The organism is Vibrio sp. S457-15 (genome assembly GCF_000960545.1).
GTDB classification, from domain to species: Bacteria; Pseudomonadota; Gammaproteobacteria; order Enterobacterales; family Vibrionaceae; genus Vibrio; species Vibrio parahaemolyticus.
The window spans coordinates 1-344 of sequence record NZ_JYOQ01000017.1 but is presented as its reverse complement, the minus strand read 5'-3'; the positions used below and the strand labels follow the sequence as shown (position 1 = coordinate 344).

At 51.5% G+C, this 344-nt stretch carries 2 tRNA genes; both read right to left on the bottom strand.

Annotated features, from left to right (window positions below):
- Nucleotides 1-7: 7 nt before the first annotated feature.
- A tRNA-Val gene (locus UF05_RS02635) sits at nt 8-83 on the bottom strand.
- A 108-nt stretch (nt 84-191) separates the two neighbouring features.
- Nucleotides 192-267 (bottom strand) — tRNA-Glu (locus UF05_RS02625).
- Nucleotides 268-344 lie beyond the last annotated feature (77 nt).

Here is a 344-nt window from a genome sequence, read left to right as displayed (position 1 = left end):
TAGAGAATGGTGGGCGACACGGGGCTCGAACCAGTGCCCCCCTGCTTGTAAGGCAGGTGCTCTCCCAACTGAGCTAACCGCCCACATAAGTTTTAATTTTTCGGGGAGAAGAATGGTGGGTCGTGCAGGATTCGAACCTGCGACAAATGGATTAAAAGTCAACTGCTCTCCCAACTGAGCTAACGACCAAATGGTATCCCGTAGGGGAGTCGACCCCCTGTTACCGCCGTGAAAGGGCGGTGTCCTAGGCCTCTAGACGAACGGGACACTGGATTGAAGAGTTTGGGAACTCTTCTTCTCTTTACTTTATAAACCGTATCAATCTGTGTGGACACTCATCGTGA